Consider the following 18,040-nt stretch of genomic DNA (forward strand, 5'->3'; position numbering starts at 1 on the left):
CGCCATCGCTGACAGGGGGAGTGGACCGTGATCAGGTTGATCGGTGCAGGAACACGTCCGGGCCGTGAGCTAACGGTCCTGGACACTTTCTGGACGATTCCCAACCTGATCACGGTCCTCCGTTTTCTGGGGGTCCCGCTCTTCCTGGCGTTCATCCTTCGGGAGGACTACGGCCCGGCCTTCCTCACCCTCGTGATCGTGGGTTCCACCGACTGGGTGGACGGCTACCTGGCCCGCCGCTTGGACCAGGTGTCCCGGGTGGGGCAGTGGCTGGATCCGGTCGCGGACCGGTTGGCCCTGATCGTCGTCGCGGTGACCTTCGTGGTGCAGGGCATCGCACCGGCATGGCTGGTCCTGACCATCGTGATTCCCGATGCCATTCTGATCCTCAACGCGCTGGTGCTCTTTCACGGCAACCCCAACCTTCCGGTCAGCAACGTCGGGAAAATCCGGACGGCGCTGCTGCTGCTGGGGGCGCCGCTCCTGCTGCTGCAGCGGGTGCCCGGATTCGACTATGCCTGGCTGTTCACCGCAGGAAACGCCGTGCTGCTGCTGGGCTGCGCGGGGCACATCATTGCAGCGGTCGGATATCTGCGGGCCTTGTGGCATAAACATGCCCGGCTGCGCAGTGCGGCCGGGAACGGCTGATGGTTGGTTTAGCCATTGTCTGCGCCCTGGCCAGCGCGGTGTTCCTGGCCTTCGGGGCCCAGCGCCAGGGGAGCGCGGTCAGTGCCGACACCGGCGGGCTGGACCTCAATTCGTCGCAGCTGCTGCGGCTGCTGCGCAATCCGCGCTGGCTGCTGGGACTTCTCCTGCTCGCGGTGGGCATGGCCCTGAACGTGGCGGCGCTGGCCATGGCTCCGCTGACTGTGGTGCAGCCGATCGGCTCCATCGCCCTGGTCATCACCACCATCGTCAATTCCCGGGACCAGGGCCTGCGGATGAACCGCATCACCGTCGTCTCCATCGTGGCCTGCGTCCTCGGCAGCGCGCTCTTTGTCTCCCTCGCCGTCGGCGTTACGCGTGATCCCGGCGAGGTCCAGCCGGCGCAGGAACTGACCATCGTCCTGATTCTGGCCGTTGTGGTGGTGTTCTTCGGCACACTCAACGTCCTCTTCGGGCGGAAAATCGGTGCCATCGGATTCATCGTGGGTGCCGGGGTCCTCTACGGGTTCGTCGCGGTCCTGACCAAAGTCATCACCGGCGACCTGCTGAACCCCAACGGCCGCTTCCTGCTCAATGTCCCCTGGTACACCGTCGTCGGCATAGTGGTGGCCGCGGGACTGGGCGCCTGGTTCGTTCAAAGCGCCTACTCCAGCGGTCCGCCCGATCTGGTGATCGCCGGTCTGACCGTGATCGATCCGATGGTCGGCATCGCCATCGGCATCGGCGTCCTCCACGAGCTGCGGCCGGATGTACCCGCCGTGGCGGCAGTTGCCATGGGGGTGGCAGCTTTGATTGCTATCGTGGGGGTCGTTGCGCTCTCCCGTTATCACCCGGATGTTATCCAGCGGCGGGCAGAGGCACGGCACCGGCAAAAGCAGGCCGCCGAGAAAACGTCTAAAGACCAAAAGAGGGACTCCCTGTGACCGACGCAACGGCCGATAAACCGCTGACGATCCTCATTGCCTGCGACACCTATCCGCCGCACCTGAACGGGGCGGCGCAGTTCGGCTACCGGCTGGCGCGGGGAATGAACGGGCGGGGCCATGACGTGCACGTGCTGGCACCCAACGACGTCGACGGCGGCAGCCGCTCCGACCTCGACGGCGAGTGGCCGGTGCACCGCCTGCGGTCGCACGGCGTGCCGACCCACGACTACTGGCGCATCTGCCTGCCGTGGGAGATCAAGAAGGAAATCAGCCTGCTCTTTGACCGGGTGCAGCCCGACGTCGTGCACATCCAGTGCCACTACATGGTGGGGGAGTACACCCTGTACGAGGCCGAGAAGCGCGGCATCCGGGTCATCGCCACGAACCACTTCATGCCCGCAAACCTGGATCCCTTCCTGCCGTTTCCCCGGTGGCTGAAGGACATCGTGGCCAAGAACTCCTGGAAGGACATGGGCAAGGTCATGGGCCGCGCGGCCGTGGTCACCACGCCCACGCCGCTGGCCGCGAAGGCCATGCACGCCCATGCCTTCCTGCCCGATGTCCTGCCGCTGTCCAACGGCATCGACGCCTCGGTCTACGAACTGCAGCCGGGCGAGTCCGACGAACGGCACGACCATCCGACGGTCCTGTTCGTCGGCCGCCTGGCCGAAGAGAAGCACGTGGACGTAATGATCGACGCCGTGGCCAAGGCGCCGGCGCACCTGAACGTTCACGCCGAAATCATCGGCGGCGGCGAAGTCAAGGCCAGCCTGCAGGCGCAGGTGAAGCGGCTCGGCCTGGCCGACCGCGTCGTTTTCCGCGGCCTGGTGTCCGACGAGGAACTGCGCCGGGCCTATCAGCGGGCCGACGTGTTCGTGATGCCGGGAACCGCCGAACTGCAGTCCCTGGTGACGCTGGAAGCCATGTCCGCGTCCACTCCGGTGCTGCTGGCCGATGCCATGGCCCTGCCGCACCTGGTGGATCCGGGTAAGAACGGCTACCTGTTCGCTCCGGGCAACAGCGATGAGCTCAGCGAACGGCTCACCGAGATCCTGCAGCTGGACACCGAGGCACGCGCCGAGATGGGTGCCCGCAGCAGGGCCATGGTGGAACGGCACAGCCTGGACGCCACCCTGCAGACCTTCGAGGATTTGTACCACGGACGGCCGGTCACGCAGGGAACCATCTAGGTCGCTGTTTCCCCGAGCCTTCCCGTGTCATCCCCCGTGTCTTCCCCCGCGTCTTCCCGTGCCGCCAATTGGCGGCACGGGCGCGGCTGCCACTAGGATGTTTCTATTGTGCTCCTCGGTGTTTGCGCGCAGAGGAGCGTCTTGGGGCTGTAGCTCAGCTGGTCAGAGCAGCGGACTCATAATCCGTGGGTCGTGGGTTCAAGCCCCACCAGCCCTACCCTTGTGATGAGTCGAGACAGCGTTTACGGATGAGTCACGACTCAGGTAACACCCCGGTCTTCGGACCGGGGTGTTTTCTTTTGCCTGGCAGCAGCCGGTGCACGGAAAGAGCGACCGGCGACGACTCAAACCCACCGTAGGTGCGCTCTCGGCGTGCGGCCGGTGGCGCCCCCCGTAGGTGCACTCTCGGCGTGCGGCGGGCGCCCAGTGTGCAGATATGGCGACTTCAGGGCGAGGATGGCCCGCTCAGTGTGCAGATATGGCGACCTCACGGCTTTGGAATCCGCCATATGTGCGCTTTCGGCGTGCGGCCGGCGGCGAAACCCACCATAGGTGCACTCTCGGAGAGGGCCGCGTGCCCAGTGTGCAGATATGGCGACCTGGCCCATTCGGAGAGTGCGCCGGGGCTGGCCGCTCAGCCTTTTCTGCTCGGCCGCACGCGATGTTGTGCGAGATATTACTCGCGGGTAACATCAGTGAGACCGGCTTCACAGCCCGGGTCACTGATGACCAGCAGCGAAGGACATTTTTCATGGCAATTATCGACGTCGACAATCTTCCCTACGCGGACGGCGACTTCTACGCATTCGAGGACCTGCTCTCGGACAAGGAGCGGGACCGGCTCCATGAGATCCGCGCCTGGCTGAAGACCGAGGTCACGCCTTTCGCGGCCGACTGGTGGAACGCGGGGGAATTCCCGCACCACATGATCCCGAAGATTGCCGAGCTGGACGTCATGAGCCCGGTCTACCGCCAGGGTCACTCGAACCTCTTTGCCGGCCTCTGCCACGCCGAGTTCACCCGCGCGGACACCTCGTTCGCCACCTTCCTGGGCGTCCATGACGGACTGTTCACCGGCTCCATTGAGGCGCTGGCGTCCGAAGAGCAGAAGGCCGCGTGGCTGCCGGACATCTACTCGCTGAAGAAAATCGGAGCCTTCGGCCTGACCGAACCGCTCGGCGGCTCCGACGTGGCCGGCGGAACCCGCACCACCGCCCGCCGCGACGGGGACAACTGGATCCTCAATGGCGAAAAGCGCTGGATCGGCAACGCCACGTTCTCCGACTGGGTGGTCATTTACGCCCGCGACGTGGCAGACAACCAGGTGAAGGGCTTCCTGGTCGACACCAAGACCAAGGGCTACAGCGCCACCAAGATTGAAAACAAGATTGCCCTGCGCACCGTGCAGAACGCCGACATCGTGCTGGACAACGTGGTGGTCAGCGACGACTTCCACCTCAAGGGCGCCAACAGCTTCAAGGACACCAACAAGGTCCTCAAGGTCACCCGGCTCTCCGTTGCCTGGCAGGCAGTGGGCCAGCAGATGGCTGCCTTTGACGTGGCCCGCAAGTACGCCGTGGAGCGCCATCAGTTCGGCAAGCCGCTGGCTTCCTTCCAGTTGGTGCAGGACCAGCTGGTCCAGATCCTGGGCAACACCGTCAGCTCGATGGGCATGATGGTCCGCCTCGCGCAGCTTGAGGACCTCGGCCAGGCCAAGGATGAGCAGTCCGCCCTGGCCAAGGCCTTCACCACCGCCCGCATGCGCGAATCCGTGGCCATGGGCCGCAGCATCCTCGGCGGCAACGGAATCGTCACCGACTACGGCATGGCCAAGATCTTCTCCGATGCCGAGGCAATTTACTCCTACGAAGGCACCTACGAGATCAACACCCTCGTCACCGGCCGCGCCATCACCGGCGTGGCGGCGTTCGTCTAGGACGTTTTGCCTGCGGAGGCAGCTGAAGCTGTTCCCGGGCAAGACAAGCGCAGAGCAGGAGAAGCGCAGAGCAAGACAAGCGATGCACGGGTGTGGCCGGTCCTCTCAGGGGCCGGCCACACCTGTTTCCGTCTGGTCGCATGGTGTCCGGGAGGCACTCTTCAGCGGAGCGGCAACAACACGGACGGCCTCCGATCCGTGACGTAGTTCAGCGGATTGACGTAGTCCTGATTGAGTCGCACGCCCCAGTGCAGGCATGAGGCTGCGCAATGGCCCGGAACCGCCGACGCAGGATCAGCCAGATGGCCCAGCACCTCGCCCTCGGCCACGCTGTCGCCGGCCATCTTTTCCGCGTGCACCGGCTCGAAGCTTGCGAGCAGGCCGCCGCCGAGATCCACCGTCAGGACCGGGCGGTTCACCACCCAGCCGGCAAACACCACTGTCCCCGACGCCGGACTGAGAACCGGTGCCCCCGGCAATGCCTCCAGATCGACTCCGCGGTGCCCGGCAAGCCAGCGCTGACCAGGCGCCTGGAAGGTGCTGAGCACAGCGGGTTCGGGGGAGAGGGGCCAGCTCCACGGAGGCTGAAACCCGGCAGCGGATTGCAGCGGCGCCTTGGCCTGCTCGTCCCAGCCAACCGCGGGGACGGCCACCGCCAGAATCATCGCCGCCAGGACTCCGGCCAAGGCGAGGGGCCGCAGCCGGGACCGGGGGTGTCCGGGGCCGGGGCCGGACACCGCCGGCATGGTGCGGCCGGGTTCTTCTCGGGTCCACGTTTTTCCCATGTCCGGAGTCTGCCCCGGCTTCTTGGCCGGCGCGGGCCCTCCGCGCCGGCTGTGGACAACTTGCCCCGGTGGACTTCTGAACCGGTCCTGGGGAGGACAAAAGCTCCACGGCGCTGGTGTATAGTTGACGAAGCAGTTTGCTGTGCCATGTTCCCTGCCCGCAGGGAGGACGCCGCCCGGGATTTCACCGAAACCCGAGCGGAGGTCGCACGGAATTCTGACTACGCGTGTCCCAATTATCCCGGCCTTTCCTCGGAGAAGCCGCGGGTGCTCTTCCATCGGTCCGGTAAGCCGGCAGGGAGGGCATGCTGACCTTCAGCTGATGGGCACCAGGAGCTTCGCCCGCCCGGGTGTACAGCTATAAACCGTCAATTGGCAGCAGGACTTCCGTGCTTCGGCACGCCGTCTGCTGCCGGAAGGAGTGACGACATGCCCGTCGTTACAATGCGCCAGCTGCTCGACAGCGGCGTCCACTTTGGACACCAGACCCGTCGCTGGAACCCGAAGATGAAGCGTTTCATCTTCACCGAGCGCAACGGCATCTACATCATCGATCTGCAGCAGTCGCTGTCCTACATCGACCGCGCCTACGAGTTCGTCAAGGCCACCGTTGCCCACGGCGGAACCGTACTGTTCGTCGGTACCAAGAAGCAGGCCCAGGAAGCCATCGCAGAGCAGGCCACCCGTGTTGGCCAGCCCTACGTGAACCAGCGCTGGCTCGGCGGTATGCTCACCAACTTCCAGACCGTTGCCAAGCGCATCCAGCGTCTGAAGGAACTCGAAGAGATCGACTTCGACGATGTTGCCGGTTCCGGCCACACCAAGAAGGAACTGCTGCTGCTGAAGCGCGAGCTCACCAAGCTGCAGACCAACCTCGGCGGCATCCGCAACCTGACCAAGGCTCCGTCCGTGGTCTGGATCGTTGATACCCAGAAGGAACACCTCGCCATTGACGAGGCCAAGAAGCTGAACATCCCGGTTGTTGCCATCCTGGACAGCAACTGCGATCCCGACGACGTCGACTTCCCGATCCCGGGTAACGACGACGCCATCCGCTCCGTCAACCTGCTGACCCGCGTTATCGCCGACGCCGTTGCTGAGGGCCTGATCGTCCGCCACAACAAGTCCGGCAACACGGAAGCACCGGCCGAGCCGCTGGCCGAGTGGGAGCGCGAGCTCCTCGAGGCTCCTGCCGCTGAAGCTGCTCCCGCCGCTGACGCAGCTCCGGCTGCCGAAGAGGCCGTCGAAGCTGAAGCAGCAGTAGAGGCTCCGGCCGAAGCCGCTGCCGAGGCTCCGGCCGCGGAAGCAACAGAGAAGTAAATAGAAGTTCCTTGGGTCACCGCTGCTGAGGCCGCGGCGACCCGAGGGTATCTGCTGGCGCGGCTGGCCGGAATTTTCCGGCCAGCCGCTCTGGCGGAATCTCACCAAACTTACAACGGGAGGACTGGAGTCCAAATGGCGAACTACACCGCTGCTGATATCAAGGCTCTGCGCGAGCGCACAGGCGCCGGCATGATGGATGTGAAGAAGGCTCTTGACGAGGCCAACGGCGATGCCGACAAGGCCATGGAGCTCATCCGCATCAAGGGCCTGAAGGGCGCCACCAAGCGCGAAGGCCGTTCCACCGCCGAGGGCCTGGTTGCTGCCAAGGTCATCGATGGCACCGCCGGCGTCATGATCGAGCTCAACTGCGAAACCGACTTCGTTGCCAAGTCGCCCAAGTTCATTGAACTGGCCGCCAAGGTTCTGGACGCCGCCGTGGAGTCCGCTGCTGCTGACGCCGAGACGCTTCTGGCCTACAACGTTGACGGCAAGCCGCTCTCCGACGTCATCGTCGAAGAAGGCGCCATCCTGGGCGAGAAGGTTGTCGTCCGCCGGGTTGCACGCCTCGAAGGCAAGACCGTTGATGCCTACCTGCACAAGACCTCCAAGGACCTTCCGGCCCAGGTTGGCGTGCTGTTCGCTGTGGATGGTGACAGCGACGAGGCAAAGACCGCTGCACACGACATCGCAGTGCACACCGCCGCTTACGCTCCCACGTACCTCACGCGCGAAGAAGTTCCCGCCGAGACCGTGGAAAACGAACGCCGCATCGCTGACGAGACGGCACGCGCCGAGGGCAAGCCCGAAGCCGCGCTGACCAAGATCGTCGAAGGCCGCATGACCGGTTTCTACAAGGAAATCGTGCTGCTGGACCAGCCGTTCGCGAAGGACGCCAAGAAGACCGTGGCAAAGGTACTCGAAGAAGCCGGTACCGCACCGTCCGGCTTCGCCCGTTTCCGCGTAGGCGCCTAGCCTCCAAGGCACTGGACCTGACGGAAGCGTCATTATGAACAACTGGGGTGGTCACCAAGGTGACCGCCCCTTTTGTCTGCCCAAAACTGCTCTCTACTCTATAAACCAAGCACGTCCTATGCCCCGGGAGGCACCACCATGGCCCACGTCCTGAAAGAAACCGCTTTGGCGCGCCGACGCGTGCTGCTCAAGCTCTCCGGCGAAGTCTTCGGCGGAGGAAAGCTCGGCGTGGACCCGGATACGGTGCGCGCCGTCGCCAAGCAGATTGCCGCGACCGTCGGTGAGGTCGAGGTCGCGATCGTGGTGGGCGGCGGAAACTTCTTCCGCGGCGCCGAACTGTCCCAGAGCGGGATGGACCGCTCCCGGGCCGACTACATGGGCATGCTGGGCACCGTGATGAACTGCCTGGCCCTGCAGGACTTCCTGGAACAGGCCGGCGTCGAGACCCGCGTCCAGAGCGCCATCACCATGGGGCAGGTCGCCGAGGCGTACATTCCGCGGCGCGCCATCCGCCACCTGGAAAAGGGCCGCGTGGTCATCTTCGGCGCCGGCGCCGGACTGCCCTACTTCTCAACTGACACCGTCGCCGCCCAGCGCGCCCTCGAGGTGCACGCCGACGAGGTACTCATGGCCAAGAGCGGCGTCGACGGCGTCTACACCGCCGACCCCAACAAGGATCCCAGCGCGGTACGGCTCGAAACCCTCACGTACGACGACGCCCTGCGCCAGGACATCCGCGTCATGGACCAGACGGCGATGACGATGTGCAAGGACAATGACCTCAACATGGTGGTCTTTGGCATGGAGGGCGAAGGCAACGTCACCCGCGCCATCCGCGGCGAGAAGATCGGCACCATCGTTTCCAACTAGGCTTACCGCCTCACCGTTCCGGGTCCGCGCCTGCGGGCCTGGAACGGCGGCAACGATATTCCCTCGGCCGCGGACGGCCTCCGGAATAATAAAGCCGCCTTCCTCCAGGCCCTCCGGTGCGGGCGTGCCCCGCCAGCTGCGGTGGAGGCCCGTGCGCCAAGAGGGTCCCCCCTCCACCTCGCAAGAGCTCGGTGCAGGGAACCCCGACCCTTTTGGCTTAGGATGAATAAGAGAGCCCAGCCACCATCTGAGTGGACATTTTTTGTGTGTTAGGAGACACCCGTGATTGAAGAAACGCTGGCAGAGGCAACCGACAAAATGGACAAGGCGGTGGAAGTAGCCAAAGAGGACTTCGCGACCATCCGCACCGGCCGCGCCACCCCCGCACTGTTCTCCAAGGTCCTGGTGGACTACTACGGTTCTCCGACCCAGCTCCAGCAGCTCGCGTCGTTCGGCACGCCGGACGCACGCACCCTGCTGATCACGCCCTACGATGTTTCCGCACTGCGGGCCATCGAGCGCGCGCTGAGCGATTCCGAGGTCGGCGCGAACCCCTCCAACGACGGCAAGGTCATCCGCGTGATCATGCCCGAGCTGACGCAGGACCGCCGCAAGGAATACGTCAAGATCGTGAAGACCAAGGGCGAGGATGCCAAGGTCTCGGTCCGGAACATCCGCCGCAAGGCCAAGGATGCCCTGGACCGCCTGGTCAAGGACGGCGAGATCGGCGAGGACGACGGCGCCCGCGCCGAAAAGGACCTCGACGCGCAGACGAAGGCCCACACCGAGGCCATCGACGATCTGCTCAAGCGCAAGGAAGCCGAGCTGCTCGAGGTCTGATGACGAACGACCAGCCTCCCAGCAAGGCTGGCGGTACGTCCCTTGAGACTGATCCGGCAGCAAAGGCCACGGATATGAGTGCAACCGACGGAGCCGGGCCTGCCCGGAAGGGAACAGCGTCCCGGCGCTTTTCCCGCGTGACCGGAACGCCCAAGGCGCCGGCCAAGCCTTCGAAGGCCGGCCGGAACCTGCCGGCGGCCATCGCCGTCGGCGTCACCCTGCTTGGTGCGCTTCTGGCCGGCCTGCTGTTCTTCCCCTTTGCGATCGTTGCCATTGCCACGGTGTTTGCCGCCGTCGGCGTGTGGGAAGTCAGCCGTGCCCTGGAAGTGCGCGGAATCAAGGTGCCGCTGGTTCCGGTGCTTGTGGGCACCGTGGCGCTGCCGTTCGCGGCGTATTTCGGCGGCAGCGAATCACTGGCTTTTGCCCTCGTGGCGACGGTGGTGGCGATCCTGCTCTGGCGGGCGATTGATACCGCCGAAGACGCGGTCCGCAGCATCTTCGCCGGCATCTTCGTGGTGCTGTGGGTGCCGTTCCTGCTGAGCTTTGCGCTGCTCCTGCTGGGCGAACCCGACGGTCAGATCGGCGTCGCTGTCCTGCTGCTCCTGGTGGTATCCAACGACACCTTCGGCTACATGGTGGGAGCCATCTTCGGCAAGCACCCCATGGCGCCGAAGATCAGCCCCAAGAAATCCTGGGAGGGGTTCGCCGGGTCGGCGGCAGGCGCCACAGTTGTCGGGATCGTGGCGGCCATCTTCTTCCTGGACCAGCCGTGGTGGTTTGGCCTCGTGCTGGCTGTAGCCACCGTTGCCGCAGCCACGGCCGGCGACTTCTCGGAGTCCATGATCAAGCGGGAGCTTGGCGTCAAGGACATGTCCAATCTGCTGCCCGGACACGGCGGAATCATGGACCGGCTGGATTCGGTGGTCTTTGCCTCACCCGTGGTGTTCATGCTCTCGGTGCTGCTGGCTCGAGCCTAGCGGGCGGGGTCGCCCGGAGCACCTTCAGCGGGCGGCGGAGCGGCGGAACAGTGCCTTGGTCATGCCGAACCGGAGCCGGACAAGCGACAACGTAAGATATGCACAGGTTTTCCAAAGAGTCTCGGCACAAAGCGGCATGACCACAGAGGAACAATTTAGACATGGACGAAGCGCGGCAGGCCAACGCCCCTTTTGAGCGTGTGGGGCGACGGGAATACGGCTACAACACGCGCCAGGTTGATGAGTTCCTGGCAAAGGCGCGCAGCTACTACAACTCCGAAAGCACGTCCACGAAGGCCATCACCAGCCGCAACGTCCGTTCGATGGCGTTTGACCCGGCCAAGGCCGGCTACGAACCGCAGGCCGTTGACGCCGCACTGGACCGGCTGGAAGACGTTTTTGCCCAGCGTGAAAGAGACCAGCTCATCCAGGACAAGGGCGAAGAAGCCTGGCTGCTGCAGATTGGCCGCAGCTCCGCCGTTTTGCGTGCCCGGCTGCACCGCAAGCCCGGTGAACGGTTCCGCCGCCCCAGCAAGCGCAAGGTGCCCAGCTACAACGTTGAAGACGTGGACGCGCTCTGCAATGAACTGCTGGACTACTTCGAGAACGACAAGCCGCTGAGCGTGGACGTGGTCCGCCGCGCGGTCTTCCGCGAAGCCAAGGGCGCCGAGGGCTACGAGGAAACCCAGGTGGACGCGTTCCTGGACCGCGTTGTCGAGCTCATGGCCTCGATCGACTAAGTACGGCTCGACGGCCCCGGCTCAGCGCCGGACCGCTCGACGCCGCCGGCTCAGCGCCGCCGTTCCGGTGTGTGCAGCCGGGCCAGGATCTTGGCGGCCCCGGCCGGCGCCAGGCCCGGCCACAGCCGGGACACGGCCACCGTCACCGCAAAGGCGGCCGGCACGGTCCACGCGGCGGGCAGTTCCAGCCACGCCGGCGAACTCTTTCCTGCGGTGGCCAACACGCCGCCGGCGACCATCGCGCCGCCGCACAGCACCGCGCCGGTCACCATTCCGGACACCGCGCCCCGGGAGGTGAGCCCCCGCCACCAGATGCCGAGCACCAGCAGCGGACAGAGCGTCGAGGCGGTGAAAGCGAACACCATGCCCACACTGCCGGCCAGCGCCTGCGAGCTCGTCAGCAGCGCCAGGCCCAGGGGCACGACGGCGGCCAGGACGGCTGAGAGCCGGAACCCGCCCACGCTGCCGCGGAAGAACTGCTGGCTGACGACGCCGGCCAGGGAGACCACCAGCCCGCCGGTGGTGGACAGGAAGGCGGCGAAGGCTCCGGCCGTCACGAGCGCCGAGAGCAAATCACCCAGTGCTCCGTCGAACACCCGCCCGGGCAGCAGCAGGACCGTCGAGTCCGCTCCTCCGGCGGCCAGCTCGGGCGTGTAGATGCGGCCCAGCACGCCGTAGATGATGGGAAAGATGTAAAACAGCGACAGCAGCCCCAGCACAATCAATGTGGTCCGCCGGGCCGAGGCGCCGTCCGGATTTGTGTAGAACCGCACCAGCACGTGCGGCAGGCCGAGGGTTCCGCAGAGCAGCGCAATGCTCAGCGAGATGTTCCGGTACAGGGAGGCGCTGGTCTCGGGGTTCAGCGCCGCGGCGAACACCGCGCCGCCGTCGGTCCAGGGCAGGCCCTCCCGGGAGAGCCGAAACAGCACGAAGAGCACCGGCACGGCAATGGCCACGAGCTTGAGCCAGTACTGGAAAGCCTGCACAAAGGTGATGGACCGCATACCGCCGGTGACCACGTTCAGGCAGACGACCACCACCACGGCCACCGAGCCCACCCAGCCCGGCAGCCCGGTGGTGATGCCGATGGTCAGCGCCGCCCCGTGCAGCTGCGGCACGATGTACAGCCAGCCGACGGCGATCACCAGCAGGCCGGTGACCCGGCGGACGGCCAGGGATTCCAGCCGGGCCTCCGCGAAATCCGGGATGGTGTACGCGCCGGACCGGCGCAGGGGAGCGGCCACGAAGAGCAGCAGCATCAGGTAGCCGGCCGTGTAGCCGATGGGAAACCACAGGGCGTCCACGCCGGACACGAGGATCAGCCCGGCCACTCCCAGGAAGCTGGCGGCGGACAGGTATTCCCCGCCGATCGCCGAGGCATTCCACCACGGCCGCACGGTCCGGGAGGCCACATAGAAATCTCCGGTGGTCCGGGAGATGCGCAGCCCGTACACGCCGATCAGCAGCGTGGCGGCGGTGACGGCGGCCAGTGCGGCGTAGCCGGCGACCGGGTTCATGCCGGCACCTCGGAGCTAGGCATCATCGACCAGGTCCAGGAAGCGCTGTTCGTTGCGGTCGGCGCTGCGCACATACAGGGCACCGCAGATGATGACCAGGGGATAGACGCCGACGCCCAGCAGGATCCAGGGCGCCGGAACGGTGAACAGCGTGAGGGTGGCGATGACCGGCAGGAACGCCAGGAGTACCGGAACGCCCAGCAGGATCAGCAGGAAGCCACCGGTGACCACCAGGGCCAGGCGCAGCTGGGAGCGGATCAGGGAGCCAATGAACAGCTCACCCACCTCGGTCTGCTCATCCAGCTCCCGCGACACGGTGTAGGGGTCCGCGGAAGCCGGAGCGGTGCGCGGGGCGGTGACCCGCACCCGTTCCTGCCCCGCGGCCGCCGGTCCGGCCGCCGGCGCGGCGTCCGGTGATGCCGCCGCCTGGCCAGCATCGGGGCTCATGCGCGGGGCCGGATCCGGTTGGCGGCGAGCGTGCTGCGCACCCCGGGCAGGTGCCGGCGGCTGACGGGCAGCTCCGCCGTGCCGACGCTGATGCTGGCGCGGCCGCCGGCCACCCGCACCTGCCGGATGTGCGAGCGGGACACCAAATAGGAGCGGTGGATGCGGACAAAGCCCGCCTCCGCCCACTGCTCCTCCAGGTCCGTCAGCGGAACCCGGATCAGGTAGGAGGACTCGGCGGTGTGCAGCCGGGCGTAGTCGCCCTGCGCCTGCACGTACCGGATGTCGTCGCGGCGGATCAGGCGGGTGGTGCCGCCCTGGACCACGGTGACGACGTCGCTGTCGCCGTCGCTGTCGGCCGCCTCGGCGGCGAGGTCGCAGATGCGCCGGACTGATTCGGCCAGCCGTTCCGGGCGGACGGGCTTCAGTAGGTAATCCACGGCCGCCAGGTCGAAGGCCGCGAGGGCCTGTTCCTCGTCGGCGGTCACGAACACGAGGGCCGGCGGGCGCTCCCGGCTGCCCAGGACGCGGGCGATGTCCAGCCCTGACATTGCCGGCATGTGGATGTCCAGGAACACCGCGTCCACTGAATTTCCTTCGATGGCGAGCAGGGCCTGGGCGCCGCTGGATGCCCGGTGCACCTCGCCCACCCGGGCGTCCCGGCCAAGCAGGAAGGCCAGCTCGTTCACGGCGGGCAGCTCGTCGTCGACCACCACCACGGAGATCTGCCGGGAAGCCGGTTTACCTGATGCTGACATGTGAATCAGGTTACAAGACTCAGGTGCGGTGTCCCGGCTGCGACTTGGGTATGTGCATGGTGATCAGGGTTCCGGCGCCCGGAGCGGTGTCAATGATCAGCCCGTGGTCCTCACCGTAGACCTGGCGCAGCCGGACGTCGACGTTCCGCAGGCCCACATGGTCGCCTTCCGCGTGGCCGGCCAGCACGGCGCGCAGATATTCGGGATCCATGCCCGCACCGTTGTCCTCGACAGTGATGACGGCCTGCGCGCCGGCGTCGGCGGCCGTGATGGTGATGTGGCCCTCGCCGTCGGCGGCTTCCAGCCCGTGCCGCACCGAGTTTTCGACCAGCGGCTGCAGCGAAAGGAACGGAATGACGGTGCCCAGGACCTCGGGGCCGATCTGCAGGCTGATCTTCAGGCGGTCGCCGAAGCGTGCCCGCTCCAGCAGCAGGTACCGGTCGATGGCCTGCAGCTCCTCGGCCACAGTGGTGAAGTTGCCGCTGCGCCGGAAGGTGTAGCGGGTGAAGTCGGCGAACTCGACCACCAGTTCCCGGGCCCGCACCGGATCCGTCGTGATGTACGAGGCGATGGCGTTGAGGGAGTTGTAGATGAAGTGCGGGCTGATCTGGGCGCGCAGGGCGCGGACCTCGGCCTCCATCAGCATGGTGCGGGATGTGTCCAGCTCGGCCAGCTCGATCTGCGCGGCCACCCAGGCGGCGACGTCGTTGGCCGCCCGGACCAGGCCGGCGCTGACCGAGGGCGTGAAAACGGCAAGGGTGCCCACCGTTTTCCGGTTGACCTGCAGCGGGCACACCAGCAACTCGCGTCCGCCGTCGTCGTCGAGCCCCAGGGAACGCAGTGAAGCGCCGCGGAACACCTTGGTCCGCCCGCTGTCCAGGACCGTGCGGGAGGCCTCGAGCAGCCGGGCGCGGGAGCGGGGCGTGTCCGGCAGCGATCCCTCCCAGGCCAGGACCGCCGCGGCATCGGCCAGTGCCAGGGTGTCGCAGCCGAGCAGTGCCCGGAGGTGGCGCCCGGCCTTGCTGGCGCCCGAGGGGGTGAGGCCGGCGCGCAGGTGGCGCGACGCCAGGCTCGCGGTGTGGAGGGCCGAGTAGACGGCCCGTTCCCGGTCGGATCCCAGGTCGCGCTGGGACCGGCTCAGGCGGTGTCCCAGGGCTGCCACCAGGGCCACGGTAAGAACGGCGATGGTGCACACCATGGCAATGTCGACGGCGGGGCTGAACATCCCACTACCCTAGCGGCAGCGCCCGACGGCGGGCGCGGGGCACCGTTTACCGCAGGGGAATGACCGCTCGGCGAGGCGCGGGTGTCGAAACTGGTGCCACGGAGCCGTCCATAGCAGGGTGATGGGGATCACAGTTTGTGCGTGTGTGGTGTCCGAAGCCGGCCCGACCGGTCAACGGCGGGCAGCGGCGTGCGGACGAGCCCAACTCAAGGAGGAGCGATGGCTTCACAAAAGCCCCAAGGAACCGGTGCGCATGCCGCTGCACCGGTGGACTTCACTGAGGTCCAAAAATCACCCGAACTGCAGGAGCTGCGCAAACGCCAGCGCAGCTTTATTTTCCCGATGGCCCTGGTGTTCCTGCTGTGGTACTTCGCCTACGTGCTCCTGGCCGACTACGCCCACGACTTCATGTCCACCCCGGTCTGGGGCAACATCAACGTCGGGCTGATCCTGGGCCTGCTCCAGTTCGTCAGCACCTTCGGCATCACCATGTGGTACGTCAGCTACGCCAACCGCCGGATGGACCCCATCGCTGCGGGCCTGCGCGAGAAACTTGAGGCCAAGGGCGTCCGGCGTCCGGAGGAGAGCAAATGAGCACCGTCAACATTGTGGCTGCCACTGAGGTGACCGCCGAGGCCGTCAAGGAAACCGGCTGGCTGAACATGCTCATCTTCGGGCTTTTCGTGGCAGTCACCCTGGTGGTCGTGCTGCGGGCCAGCCGCAACAACAAGACCGCGGCTGACTATTACGCCGCCGGCCGGTCCTTCACCGGCCCGCAGAACGGCACTGCCATCGCCGGCGACTACCTCTCGGCCGCTTCCTTCCTGGGCATCGTCGGCGCCATTGCCATCAACGGCTATGACGGCTTCCTGTACTCCATCGGCTTCCTGGTCGCCTGGCTGGTGGCCCTGCTGCTGGTGGCGGAAATGCTGCGCAACACCGGCAAGTTCACCATGGCCGACGTCCTCTCGTTCCGGCTGAAGCAGCGCCCGGTCCGCATTGCCGCGGCCATCACCACCCTGGCGGTCTGCTTCTTCTACCTGCTGGCCCAGATGGCCGGCGCCGGCGGACTCGTCTCGCTGCTGATGGGCATCGACGGCAAGATCGGCCAGTCCCTGGTCATTACCGTCGTCGGCGGCCTGATGATCATTTACGTACTGATCGGCGGCATGAAGGGCACCACCTGGGTGCAGATCATCAAGGCCGTCCTGCTTATTGCCGGCGCTGCCATCATGACGGTCTGGGTCCTGGCCCTGCACGGCTTCAACCTCTCCGAGCTGCTCGGCAGCGCCGTTGAAATGTCCGGCAACCCCGAACTCCTGAACCCGGGCCTGCAGTACGGCAAGACCGACACCTCCAGGCTGGACTTCATCTCGCTGGGCATGGCCCTGGTGCTCGGCACCGCGGCCCTGCCGCACGTGCTGATGCGCTTCTACACCGTTCCCACCGCCAAGGAAGCCCGGCGCTCAGTGGTCTGGGCCATCTGGCTGATCGGCATCTTCTACCTGTTCACCCTGATCCTGGGCTACGGCGCTGCTGCGCTGATCCCGAAGGAGACCATCACCTCGGCTCCGGGCGGCGTGAACTCCGCGGCTCCGCTGCTGGCCTTCGCCCTGGGCGGCCCGGTCCTGCTGGGACTGATCTCCGCGGTGGCCTTCGCGACCATCCTGGCCGTTGTTGCCGGCCTGACCATCACGGCTGCCGCTTCCTTCGCCCATGACATTTACGCCAACGTCATCCGCAAGGGCAAGGTGGATGCCGACGGTGAGGTCAAGGTGGCCCGCCGCACGGTAATCGTGATCGGCGTCGTCTCCATCCTCGGCGGCATCGGGGCGCAGGGGCAGAACGTTGCCTTCCTGGTGGCCCTGGCCTTCGCGGTGGCGGCCAGCGCCAACCTGCCGACCATCCTGTACTCGCTGTACTGGCGCCGCTTCAACACCCAGGGCGCCATCTGGAGCATGTACGGCGGACTCGGCTCGGCCATCCTGCTGATCCTGCTCTCGCCGGTGTTCTCCGGGTCCGAAACGTCAATGGTTTCCGCCATCGACATCTCGGTCTTCCCGCTGAGCAACCCGGGCCTGGTCTCCATCCCGCTCGCCTTCTTCCTGGGCTGGCTGGGAACCGTGGTGGGCAAGGACGACGAATCGCCGCAGAAGCAGGCGGAGATGGAAGTCCGCTCGCTCACCGGCGTCGGCGCAGAGAAGGCCGTGGACCACTAGTCCGCACCAGCCGGTTCCCGCTCCCCGCCGAAATGGCAGAAGGTGCGTCTCTCAGGTCTGAGAGACGCACCTTCTGCCATTTCGCGCTTCAGTCTGTGCCGGCGGTCCCGTCGCGTTCCAGCAGGGGAGAAACCCGGAACGGGATGAGCTCGCCGATGGCCAGGTTGGTGTCACAGCGCTCGACGCCGGAGACGGCCAGGACAATCTTGGCGACCCGGAACAGATCCTCGGCGTCGGCGGCCACCACGCGCAGCAGGATGTCCGCGTCCCCGGTCAGCCCGTGCGCCTCCACCACCTCGGGGATCAGGGCGAGTTCCGACGTGATCTCGGCCAGCCGCTGCTGCTGGACGTGCACGCGGGCAAAGGCCATCAGCGGGTAGCCCAGCGCAGCCGGGCTGATCCGGCGCTCGAAGGGCAGGAACACCAGCTTCTTCTCCAGCTGCCCCAGCCGGGCCTGCACCGTGTTGCGGGAGATGCCCAGGACTCCGGCCAAGGCCACCACCGTTCGCTGCGGATCGCGGGCCAAAGCGAGGAGCAGCCGGGTATCGGTCCTGTCCAGGGGGCGCATAGTGCGAAAGATTAGCACGGTGGAATTGCTGTTGATAGGGCACAATGCTCAGCTGTACGCCTCATGGTTGTGCCGCATGTTTGG

The 18,040-nt window shown here is 66.2% G+C and carries 18 protein-coding genes and 1 tRNA gene; 13 read left to right on the plus strand and 6 right to left on the minus strand.

Annotation, left to right across the window (positions count from 1 at the left end; all coding sequences use genetic code 11):
* The first annotated feature begins 27 nt into the window (after window positions 1-27).
* From QNO08_RS05240 to QNO08_RS05260, 5 genes are all read left to right on the plus strand, one after another.
* Window positions 28-648 (plus strand): CDP-alcohol phosphatidyltransferase family protein, encoded by a 621-nt coding sequence (locus QNO08_RS05240; protein WP_229967435.1) that lies wholly within the window; start codon window positions 28-30, stop codon window positions 646-648.
* Window positions 648-1,589, plus strand: coding sequence for a DMT family transporter (locus QNO08_RS05245; RefSeq protein WP_229967437.1), 942 nt, complete (start codon window positions 648-650; stop codon window positions 1,587-1,589). Before QNO08_RS05240 ends, QNO08_RS05245 begins: the two co-directional genes overlap by 1 nt.
* Complete coding sequence (locus QNO08_RS05250; protein WP_229967439.1) at window positions 1,586-2,782, plus strand: glycosyltransferase; 1,197 nt, start codon at window positions 1,586-1,588, stop codon at window positions 2,780-2,782. Before QNO08_RS05245 ends, QNO08_RS05250 begins: the two co-directional genes overlap by 4 nt.
* Before the next feature lie 143 nt (window positions 2,783-2,925).
* A tRNA-Ile gene (locus QNO08_RS05255) sits at window positions 2,926-2,999 on the plus strand.
* A gap of 534 nt (window positions 3,000-3,533) precedes the next feature.
* Window positions 3,534-4,718, plus strand: a complete 1,185-nt coding sequence (locus QNO08_RS05260; protein WP_229967441.1) for an acyl-CoA dehydrogenase family protein — start codon at window positions 3,534-3,536, stop codon at window positions 4,716-4,718.
* Window positions 4,719-4,879: 161 nt separating this feature from the next.
* Here the strand turns inward: QNO08_RS05260 and QNO08_RS05265 are convergent, their stop codons facing one another.
* Window positions 4,880-5,503: a murein hydrolase activator EnvC family protein gene (locus tag QNO08_RS05265; RefSeq protein ID WP_229967443.1), complete on the minus strand. Its 624-nt coding sequence runs from the start codon at window positions 5,501-5,503 to the stop codon at window positions 4,880-4,882.
* 429 nt (window positions 5,504-5,932) lie between these two features.
* On the opposite strand from QNO08_RS05265, the gene rpsB reads away from it, so the two are divergent.
* From rpsB to QNO08_RS05295, 6 genes are all read left to right on the plus strand, one after another.
* On the plus strand, window positions 5,933-6,823 hold the full coding sequence (gene rpsB, locus QNO08_RS05270) for a 30S ribosomal protein S2 (protein ID WP_229967452.1): 891 nt from the start codon (window positions 5,933-5,935) through the stop codon (window positions 6,821-6,823).
* Between the two features lie 135 nt (window positions 6,824-6,958).
* Window positions 6,959-7,798, plus strand: a complete 840-nt coding sequence (gene tsf, locus QNO08_RS05275; RefSeq protein ID WP_229967454.1) for a translation elongation factor Ts — start codon at window positions 6,959-6,961, stop codon at window positions 7,796-7,798.
* Between the two features lie 138 nt (window positions 7,799-7,936).
* Window positions 7,937-8,668, plus strand: coding sequence for a UMP kinase (gene pyrH, locus QNO08_RS05280; protein ID WP_229967456.1), 732 nt, complete (start codon window positions 7,937-7,939; stop codon window positions 8,666-8,668).
* 282 nt (window positions 8,669-8,950) lie between these two features.
* The gene (frr, locus tag QNO08_RS05285; protein ID WP_229967458.1) at window positions 8,951-9,508 is read left to right on the plus strand and encodes a ribosome recycling factor; all 558 of its coding nucleotides are present in this window, start codon (window positions 8,951-8,953) and stop codon (window positions 9,506-9,508) included.
* A 74-nt stretch (window positions 9,509-9,582) separates the two neighbouring features.
* Window positions 9,583-10,485, plus strand: coding sequence for a phosphatidate cytidylyltransferase (locus QNO08_RS05290; RefSeq protein WP_229967460.1), 903 nt, complete (start codon window positions 9,583-9,585; stop codon window positions 10,483-10,485).
* A gap of 161 nt (window positions 10,486-10,646) precedes the next feature.
* Entirely contained in the window at window positions 10,647-11,225 is a 579-nt protein-coding gene (locus QNO08_RS05295; RefSeq protein ID WP_229967462.1) for a DivIVA domain-containing protein, read from the plus strand.
* 50 nt (window positions 11,226-11,275) lie between these two features.
* Here the strand turns inward: QNO08_RS05295 and QNO08_RS05300 are convergent, their stop codons facing one another.
* From QNO08_RS05300 to QNO08_RS05315, 4 genes are read right to left on the minus strand one after another with little or no spacing between them, the layout of a single operon-like run.
* On the minus strand, window positions 11,276-12,742 hold the full coding sequence (locus QNO08_RS05300; RefSeq protein WP_229967463.1) for a sodium/solute symporter: 1,467 nt from the start codon (window positions 12,740-12,742) through the stop codon (window positions 11,276-11,278).
* A 15-nt stretch (window positions 12,743-12,757) separates the two neighbouring features.
* Window positions 12,758-13,189 carry a DUF485 domain-containing protein gene (locus tag QNO08_RS05305; RefSeq protein ID WP_229967465.1) on the minus strand — a complete coding sequence of 144 codons (432 nt, stop codon included), beginning with the start codon at window positions 13,187-13,189 and terminating at the stop codon, window positions 12,758-12,760.
* Window positions 13,186-13,944 (minus strand): LytR/AlgR family response regulator transcription factor, encoded by a 759-nt coding sequence (locus QNO08_RS05310; protein ID WP_229967467.1) that lies wholly within the window; start codon window positions 13,942-13,944, stop codon window positions 13,186-13,188. The genes QNO08_RS05305 and QNO08_RS05310 overlap by 4 nt, the downstream gene beginning before the upstream one ends.
* 19 nt (window positions 13,945-13,963) lie before the next feature.
* Window positions 13,964-15,169, minus strand: coding sequence for a sensor histidine kinase (locus QNO08_RS05315; RefSeq protein ID WP_229967470.1), 1,206 nt, complete (start codon window positions 15,167-15,169; stop codon window positions 13,964-13,966).
* Window positions 15,170-15,388: 219 nt separating this feature from the next.
* Here QNO08_RS05315 and QNO08_RS05320 point away from each other — a divergent pair, with 219 nt between their 5' ends.
* Entirely contained in the window at window positions 15,389-15,763 is a 375-nt protein-coding gene (locus tag QNO08_RS05320) for a DUF485 domain-containing protein (protein WP_229967472.1), read from the plus strand.
* The gene (locus QNO08_RS05325; RefSeq protein ID WP_229967474.1) at window positions 15,760-17,388 is read left to right on the plus strand and encodes a monocarboxylic acid transporter; all 1,629 of its coding nucleotides are present in this window, start codon (window positions 15,760-15,762) and stop codon (window positions 17,386-17,388) included. Before QNO08_RS05320 ends, QNO08_RS05325 begins: the two co-directional genes overlap by 4 nt.
* Window positions 17,389-17,476: 88 nt before the next feature.
* Here the strand turns inward: QNO08_RS05325 and QNO08_RS05330 are convergent, their stop codons facing one another.
* Window positions 17,477-17,956, minus strand: a complete 480-nt coding sequence (locus tag QNO08_RS05330; protein ID WP_284024254.1) for an Lrp/AsnC family transcriptional regulator — start codon at window positions 17,954-17,956, stop codon at window positions 17,477-17,479.
* Window positions 17,957-18,040: the final 84 nt, after the last annotated feature.

This window comes from Arthrobacter sp. zg-Y820, from assembly GCF_030142155.1.
Taxonomy (GTDB): domain Bacteria; phylum Actinomycetota; class Actinomycetes; order Actinomycetales; family Micrococcaceae; genus Arthrobacter_B.

Coding starts and splice junctions, on each gene's coding strand:
- QNO08_RS05330 (WP_284024254.1), bottom strand. CDS start 17,956: ATGCGCCCCCTGGACAGGACCGATACCCGGCTGCTCCTCGCTTTGGCC.
- QNO08_RS05310 (WP_229967467.1), bottom strand. CDS start 13,944: ATGTCAGCATCAGGTAAACCGGCTTCCCGGCAGATCTCCGTGGTGGTG.
- QNO08_RS05300 (WP_229967463.1), bottom strand. CDS start 12,742: ATGAACCCGGTCGCCGGCTACGCCGCACTGGCCGCCGTCACCGCCGCC.
- QNO08_RS05290 (WP_229967460.1), top strand. CDS start 9,583: ATGAGTGCAACCGACGGAGCCGGGCCTGCCCGGAAGGGAACAGCGTCC.
- QNO08_RS05260 (WP_229967441.1), top strand. CDS start 3,534: ATGGCAATTATCGACGTCGACAATCTTCCCTACGCGGACGGCGACTTC.
- QNO08_RS05305 (WP_229967465.1), bottom strand. CDS start 13,189: ATGAGCCCCGATGCTGGCCAGGCGGCGGCATCACCGGACGCCGCGCCG.
- QNO08_RS05245 (WP_229967437.1), top strand. CDS start 648: ATGGTTGGTTTAGCCATTGTCTGCGCCCTGGCCAGCGCGGTGTTCCTG.
- QNO08_RS05325 (WP_229967474.1), top strand. CDS start 15,760: ATGAGCACCGTCAACATTGTGGCTGCCACTGAGGTGACCGCCGAGGCC.
- rpsB (WP_229967452.1), top strand. CDS start 5,933: ATGCCCGTCGTTACAATGCGCCAGCTGCTCGACAGCGGCGTCCACTTT.
- QNO08_RS05320 (WP_229967472.1), top strand. CDS start 15,389: ATGGCTTCACAAAAGCCCCAAGGAACCGGTGCGCATGCCGCTGCACCG.
- QNO08_RS05265 (WP_229967443.1), bottom strand. CDS start 5,503: ATGGGAAAAACGTGGACCCGAGAAGAACCCGGCCGCACCATGCCGGCG.
- QNO08_RS05315 (WP_229967470.1), bottom strand. CDS start 15,169: ATGTTCAGCCCCGCCGTCGACATTGCCATGGTGTGCACCATCGCCGTT.
- tsf (WP_229967454.1), top strand. CDS start 6,959: ATGGCGAACTACACCGCTGCTGATATCAAGGCTCTGCGCGAGCGCACA.
- QNO08_RS05295 (WP_229967462.1), top strand. CDS start 10,647: ATGGACGAAGCGCGGCAGGCCAACGCCCCTTTTGAGCGTGTGGGGCGA.
- pyrH (WP_229967456.1), top strand. CDS start 7,937: ATGGCCCACGTCCTGAAAGAAACCGCTTTGGCGCGCCGACGCGTGCTG.